General features: G+C 58.3%; 1 protein-coding gene. It reads left to right on the forward strand.

Features of this window, described 5'->3' with window-relative positions; translation table 11 throughout:
* On the forward strand, nt 1–547 hold a 547-nt coding region (locus ABWW03_RS19945; protein WP_353411441.1), incomplete at both ends, for a Calx-beta domain-containing protein.

Raw genomic sequence — 547 nt, forward strand, 5'->3', positions numbered from 1 at the left:
GAACGGCAACAGCAGCACGACGGTCACCGTACCGACGGCTCAGGATGCGGACTTCGATAACGAAACCTTCACCGCCACCATCAACGGTGTGGGCACAGGTGCGAGCCAGTTTGAGAATGTGGACACCACCACCGGTGCGAACAGTCGAACCCCATCGGCGGAAGCGACCATCAATGACGATGATGTGGCGCCGACAGTTTCGATCAACGATGTGACCGTGAACGAAGATGCGGGCACGATGACCTTTACGGTCACCTTGTCGAACAGCACCACTCAGGATGTGACCTTCGATTACGCCAGCAGCAACGGTACAGCGACCGCGGGTGCGGATTACACCGCAACGTCTGGCAGCGGTACGATCACCGCAGGCAATACCACGACCACAATTACCGTGGACATCACCGACGACTTCCTACGTGAAGGCGATGAGACCCTGAACATGACCTTGACCAACCTGAGCGCGAACACCGCAGCCAGTGGTCACGATCTGGTGGGTGTGGGTACGATTCAGGATGCGGGTTCTCCGGGTCAACCGGAAACGCCTCAG

Source organism: Pseudoteredinibacter isoporae, from assembly GCF_040372805.1.
Classification (GTDB): Bacteria; Pseudomonadota; Gammaproteobacteria; order Pseudomonadales; family Cellvibrionaceae; genus Pseudoteredinibacter; species Pseudoteredinibacter isoporae_A.